Here is a 6,078-nt window from a genome sequence, read left to right on the forward strand (position 1 = left end):
TCTGCCTAGATATCGCCCTGTTGCGCCGTCTGTTCATCACGCGGATTGAGAACGCCGTCGATGATGATGGCGACGAGCAGGATCGTTGATTTGATGAGGTTCTGGTAGAGATTGGGAATATCAAGAATGGTCATGGCATTGAGCATGATGCCGATGAGCAGCGCGCCGACGATGACGTTGCGCATGCCGCCCTTGCCACCGGAGAGGCCGATGCCGCCGATGACCGCCACCAGCACGATGTCGTAGAGGAGCGTCGAGTTGACGACGCGGGTGTTGATGGAAAGCAGGCTGGAGGCGGTGAGAATTCCCGCCGTGAAAGCAATGAAGGCCGAGATCACATAGCGCAGCAACAGCATTGGCCGCACGGGTATGCCGATATTGCGCGCGGCCATCGGGTTATCGCCGGCGTAATAGACATAGCGCCCCCATTTGGTGAGGCGCAGAAACAGAAAGGCCGCAAAGGAGATCGCCGAAAAGAGAAAGACCTCGATCGGAATGCCGAGCCAGCGCGTTTTGCCGAGTAGTTCGATCCAATGCTGCGGCGGAACTGGGATGGCGTCCTGGGTGATGAGCTGGGAACGAACGAAGCCGAAGACGAAGGCGCCGCTCGCCAATGTGACGAAAATCGGCGGAACGTCGGCATAGGCAACCAGGAAGCCGTTGACGAGGCCGATGGCCAGGACCGCTCCCAAAATGATCAGCAGAGCAACACCTTGCGACGTCCCATCGCCGATCATCTGCAGGTACCAAGCGACGGACATGGCCATGATGGCGACGGCGGAAAGATCGATGCCCCGGCCGATGATGACGATGGCCATGCCGACCGCAAGGATGCCGAGGACCGACACGCTACGCACGATATTGACCAGATTGGCGGCGGTCAGGAAGCCGTCCAGGGTCGCGGATGCGACAAGGAAAACCAGCACCGCGATCGCCAGAACGATGCGTTCCTGATCCAAACGGGAAAATAGAGACCGGATATTCATCCCAAGACGCCGCCACACATGGACGCTACCCGGCATTATTGGCCTCGGCAGACGTCCCAATCCCCCGATCAACTTCCAGCGCGAGGCTAATACGGAGAGGTTTGGAGAGTCTACTGATCATTTGTGCGATAATTCTGCTGGCCCGCCCCGACCGGGCGGCGGGCCAGCTTTAAGCCGGGCGTCGGACGGGCGGCGAGCGAGAAGAACTTGCGCGACCGGCGTGAAATGCTCGCTTGGCCCGCGGTCTGAGCGAGATCGCGCGGGAAGCCATGTCAGGCACGCGAGATCACGGGTGGGGCCGCAAGGCCCCTTGCGTGTTCACATAGATCGCATAGAGCGAAGTCGTGCCGCAGATGAAGAGGCGGTTGCGCTTCGGCCCACCGAAGCAGACATTCGCCACCACTTCAGGCACGCGCACGCGGCCGATCAGGGTTCCATCCGGCGCATAGCAATCGACACCCGCACCCGTGCTGGTCCAGATATTGCCGTGCACATCGAGACGGAAACCGTCGAAGAGGCCCACCTGGCATTCGGCGAATTTCTCGCCGCCGCTGAGGGAACGGCCGTCACCGCCAACCTTGAAGCGGCGGATATGGCGCGGCCCGCCGGGCACGTGCGTGGCGCCGGTATCGGCCACATAGAGGAGGCTCTCGTCGGGCGAGAAGGCCAAGCCGTTCGGCTTTTCGAAATCGGTCGCGACCGCGGTGAGCTCATTCTTCGCCGGGTCGAAACGATAGACATGACAGGCACCGATCTCAGACGGGGCCGCGTCGCCCTCATATTCGCTGTCGATGCCATAGCTGGGATCAGTGAACCAGATGGTGCCGTCGGACTTCACCACAAGATCATTGGGTGAATTGAGGCGTTTCCCCTCGAAATGCGAAACCAGCACCGTCCGCGATCCATCATGCTCGGTGCGCGAGACGCAGCGGCCGCGATGTTCGCAGGAGACCAGGCGCCCTTCCCGGTCGACCGTATGGCCGTTCGTGTGCATGGCGGGCGCCCGGAAGACCGAGACGGAGCCATCGGTTTCGTCCCAACGCATGATCCGGTCGTTGGGGATGTCGGACCAGACGAGGTAGCGGCCGGCCGCGAAATAGGCCGGGCCTTCCGCCCAGCGGCAGCCGGTATAGAGCTTTTCCAGATGCACATTGCCGCCGGCATAGCGGCGGAATCGATCGTCGAAGACTTCGAAACTGTCGGTCAGCATGATGCCCCCCAGGGATTGACGGCCGCGCTTGGCGCCTTAACGTGGCGATGCGCGGCCATTTTGTCAGACAATTATCCGGGAAAGACGGCGGCGAGTTCAATAGTGAAATATGGCGGGAACCGGTCAGGCGCTGGCGCGCTGGGACGCCGCGTATTTCTGGTCCCAATCGGCGGCGCTTAGCACAATACCCTCGATATCGAGATGGCGCGGCCGCCAGCCGAGCCGCGACGATGCCAGATCATTGGCGGCAAAGAGCGACATGGGGTCGCCCGGGCGACGCGGCGCCTCTTCTGCCGGCACCCGCCGGCCGGTCGCCTTCTCTACGGCCAATAATACCTCCCGGACCGAGGCCGGCCGGCCACTGCCCAGATTGAACCGATGGCCGCGCTTTTCCTTGAGGATGAAGTTGAGCGCAGCGACATGGGCATCGGCAAGGTCGGTGACGTGAACATAGTCGCGCAAGCACGTACCGTCCGGCGTCGCGTAATCGGTGCCGAAGATCTTCAACATCTCACCATCTGACCGCGCGGCGCGGATGGCGAGCGGGATGAGATGGCTTTCATGCACATGCGCCTCGCCAATGCGCAATTCGGCATCGGCGCCGGCAGCATTGAAATAACGCAGGATGACGGCATCGAGATCGCCGGCCGACGCCGCACTCAGTATGGCATTTTCGGCCGCGAGCTTGGTACGTCCGTAAGGGTTGATCGGCTGTGTCGGCATGTCTTCCACGATTGGCAAGGCCGGCGGCACGCCATAGACCGCACAGGTGCTGGAAAAGACCAGCTTGCGGACGCCGCATCGCTTCATGGCGGCCATGAGGGCCAGGGTGCCGGCGACATTGTTGTCGTAATAGCGCACCGGCTCGGTCACCGACTGCGCCACCAGCGACAGGGCCGCGAAATGCAGCACAGCCTCGATCCGATGCTTGACGAGAAGTTCAGCGACGAAATCGCCGTCGCGGACATCGCCCCGCTCCAGCGGCCCCCATTGCACGGCCCACTCATGGCCGGTCGCGAGATTGTCGAGCGTCACCGGCACGTACCCTTGTTCCGCCAAGGCAACGCAGGCATGGCTGCCGATATAGCCGGCCCCGCCCGTCACCAGGATATTCATGCCCTGGCTCATCAGGTGAGGCGCCTGCCACCTTCAGCCATCAAATGCGGCTTGCCCGGATCGGGATGAACCTTGGGCCGGCCGAGGCTCGTATAGTCGAAGCCAAGCTCAGCCATTTCATCCGGCCGATAGACGTTGCGCAGATCGACAACGGTCGGTGTCTTGAGCAGCGTCTTCACCCGGTCGAGGGCGAGGGCGCGGTAGCTGTTCCATTCGGTGAGGATGACCAGCGCGTCGGCGCCCTGCATCGCCTCGTAAGGGTCGGCACAATAGGTGATGTCGGGCATGTGTTTCTTCGCCTCGTCGATGCCGACCGGATCGTGGGCGCGGATCCTGGCGCCGCGTTTGACCAGTTCCGGAATGATGACGAGGCTCGGCGCGTCGCGCATATCGTCGGTGTTGGGCTTGAAGGTGAGCCCCAGGATCGCGACATTCTTGCCGGCGACATTGCCGTTGAGGGCTGTCGAAATGCGGTCGGCCATCTGCACCTTGCGGGTGTCGTTGTAATCGACCGTTGCCTCCACCAGCGAGAGCGGCGAATGTGCGTCGCGCGCGGTCTTCATCAGCGCCAGCGTATCCTTTGGAAAACAGGATCCGCCATAGCCGGGGCCGGGATGGAGAAATTTCGGACCGATTCGGCCATCCAGGCCGATACCGCGCGAAACGTCGGTCACGTTGGCGCCGAGTTGATCACAGAGGTCGGATATCTGGTTGATGAAGGAAATCTTGAGCGCGAGAAACGCGTTGCTCGCGTATTTGATGAGCTCGGCCGTCTCCAGGCTGGTGAAAAGGATCGGCGTCTCGATGAGGAAGAGCGGCCGATAGAGTTGCCGCATCATGGCGCGGGCGGCATCGGTATCGCAGCCGATGACGACGCGGTCGGGGCGCATGAAATCGCCGATCGCCGAACCTTCGCGCAGGAACTCAGGGTTCGACGCGACGTCGAACTCCGCCTTTGGGTTGGTCTGGCGGATGATCTCCGCGACCTTGCGGCCCGTGCCGACCGGCACTGTCGATTTGGTGACGACGACCGTATATTCCTTGATCTCATGGGCGATGGTCTCGGCCGCCGCATAGACATAGGAGAGATCGGCATGACCGTCGCCGCGCCGGCTGGGTGTGCCGACAGCGATGAAGACTGCGGTGGCACCGGCCATCGCCTCTGGAAGATTGGTGGTGAAGCTGAGACGGCCACGCTCGGCATTGCGCTTGACCAGCGTATCGAGCTCCGGCTCGTAGATCGGGATCTCCCCGGCCCGCAGACGCGCAATCTTCTCGGCATCCTGGTCGAGGCAGACAACATCAAAGCCGAATTCCGAGAAGCAGGCGCCCGAGACGAGGCCCACATACCCAGTTCCGATGACGGCAATCTTCATGTCTTCACCCTTTCCCAGACACCCGGCGCCGAACGACCCGGCGGTCGGCGGCACGCAGAGGAGCCAATTTGGCGCCCATAGTATGACAAACCCTATACCATATTCGCCTTCAGGCTGCCGAAACGCCGATCCCGGCGGCGGAATTCGGTGATCGCCGCGGCGAAATCCTCTACCGAAAAGTCAGGCCAGAAACGCTCGACGAAGAGCATTTCTGCATAGGCCAGCTGCCACAGCAGGAAATTGCTGATTCGCTGCTCACCACCGGTGCGGATGAGAAGGTCCGGGTCCGGCAAAGGCGCACTGGGCAGCGCCCCGGCCAGCGCCGTCTCGTCGATTGCCGCCGGGTCCAAACTGCCCGCAACCGCCGCTTCGGCCAATCGCCGCGCTGCTGTGGCAAGGTCGGCGCGGCCACCGTAATTGAGGGCGATGGTAAGGGTGAGGCCGGCATTCGCCGCCGTGCGTTGTTCCGCCCGGTCGATGAGAGCGACGATATCGGGCGCCAAGCCTTCCCGCGCGCCGATCACCCGCAAGCGCACGCCATTCTCATGAAGTGCTGCCACGTCCCGGCGCAGGTAATTGCGCAGGAGATGCATCAGATCGGCGATCTCGGTTGCTGGGCGGCGCCAATTCTCCGACGAGAAGCCGAAGAGGGTGAGATGCGTGACCCCTGCCCTCGCCGCCTGGCGCACGATGCGCCGTGCGGCCTCGGCGCCGAAATAGTGCCCCATGCTGCGCGGAAGCCCACGCGCCTGCGCCCAGCGGCCATTGCCGTCCATGATGATCGCCACGTGGAACGTCTCGCCTGGACTGTGCCGTGGCTGTGTCTCCGTTAGTAAGATAGGGACTGCGAGATGCGCCAAGGTGGATCCTCCAAGGTCAGTGAAGCGACAGAGAGGATGGGTATTGATCATGGCCGGATTGCGAGCGCGCGCGTGCCGATTGCAGCGCTATCTGGGCAAGTTTGCGGCCGCCTGTTGACCCGGAGCCCAGCTAGAATCAAAAGCCCCGCCGTTTGGATTTGGCGGGGCTTTTTGTTGGTTGCGGGAAGAGGATTTGAACCTCTGACCTTCAGGTTATGAGCCTGACGAGCTACCGGGCTGCTCCATCCCGCGTTAATCGTTGTTCCGGGCGTGATGCCCGGTAGCATTGTTTGTCCGCTTGAGCGGACGGGGCTGCTCCATCCCGCGTTAACCGGATCTGGTCGATTGCCAGAAGTGAGAAAGGCGCGCTGGATGAATAGCGCGCCTTAGGTGTCTGTGATTGTAGCTCTGATGCGATTTCATTCGGACTTAGAAGACCTGGCGGCGACCTACTCTCCCGCGTCTTGAGACGAAGTACCATTGGCGCTGAGGGTTTTCACGGCCGAGTTCGGGATGGGATCGGGTGCAGG

The 6,078-nt window shown here is 62.1% G+C and carries 5 protein-coding genes, 1 tRNA gene and 1 rRNA gene; all 7 read right to left on the minus strand.

Annotation, left to right across the window (positions count from 1 at the left end; all coding sequences use genetic code 11):
• Positions 1 to 5 precede the first annotated feature (5 nt).
• Entirely contained in the window at positions 6 to 986 is a 981-nt protein-coding gene (locus ACE3PP_RS02000) for an ABC transporter permease (protein ID WP_374377502.1), read from the minus strand.
• A 286-nt stretch (positions 987 to 1,272) separates the two neighbouring features.
• Positions 1,273 to 2,196 (minus strand): SMP-30/gluconolactonase/LRE family protein, encoded by a 924-nt coding sequence (locus tag ACE3PP_RS02005; RefSeq protein WP_374377503.1) that lies wholly within the window; start codon positions 2,194 to 2,196, stop codon positions 1,273 to 1,275.
• Positions 2,197 to 2,319: 123 nt separating this feature from the next.
• Entirely contained in the window at positions 2,320 to 3,324 is a 1,005-nt protein-coding gene (galE, locus tag ACE3PP_RS02010; RefSeq protein ID WP_374377504.1) for a UDP-glucose 4-epimerase GalE, read from the minus strand.
• Positions 3,324 to 4,688: a UDP-glucose/GDP-mannose dehydrogenase family protein gene (locus tag ACE3PP_RS02015; protein WP_374377505.1), complete on the minus strand. Its 1,365-nt coding sequence runs from the start codon at positions 4,686 to 4,688 to the stop codon at positions 3,324 to 3,326. The genes galE and ACE3PP_RS02015 overlap by 1 nt, the downstream gene beginning before the upstream one ends.
• A gap of 92 nt (positions 4,689 to 4,780) precedes the next feature.
• A complete protein-coding gene (gene uppS / locus ACE3PP_RS02020) occupies positions 4,781 to 5,476 on the minus strand; it encodes a polyprenyl diphosphate synthase (RefSeq protein ID WP_374377506.1) in 696 nt (231 codons plus the stop codon).
• Between the two features lie 247 nt (positions 5,477 to 5,723).
• Positions 5,724 to 5,800, minus strand: a tRNA-Met gene (locus ACE3PP_RS02025).
• A 184-nt stretch (positions 5,801 to 5,984) separates the two neighbouring features.
• A 5S ribosomal RNA gene (rrf, locus tag ACE3PP_RS02030) occupies positions 5,985 to 6,078 on the minus strand; the annotation flags it as partial.

The organism is Dongia sp., from assembly GCF_041910485.1.
Lineage (GTDB): Bacteria > Pseudomonadota > Alphaproteobacteria > Dongiales > Dongiaceae > Dongia.

Coding starts and splice junctions, on each gene's coding strand:
- ACE3PP_RS02000 (WP_374377502.1), bottom strand. CDS start 986: ATGAATATCCGGTCTCTATTTTCCCGTTTGGATCAGGAACGCATCGTT.
- ACE3PP_RS02005 (WP_374377503.1), bottom strand. CDS start 2,196: ATGCTGACCGACAGTTTCGAAGTCTTCGACGATCGATTCCGCCGCTAT.
- galE (WP_374377504.1), bottom strand. CDS start 3,324: ATGAGCCAGGGCATGAATATCCTGGTGACGGGCGGGGCCGGCTATATC.
- ACE3PP_RS02015 (WP_374377505.1), bottom strand. CDS start 4,688: ATGAAGATTGCCGTCATCGGAACTGGGTATGTGGGCCTCGTCTCGGGC.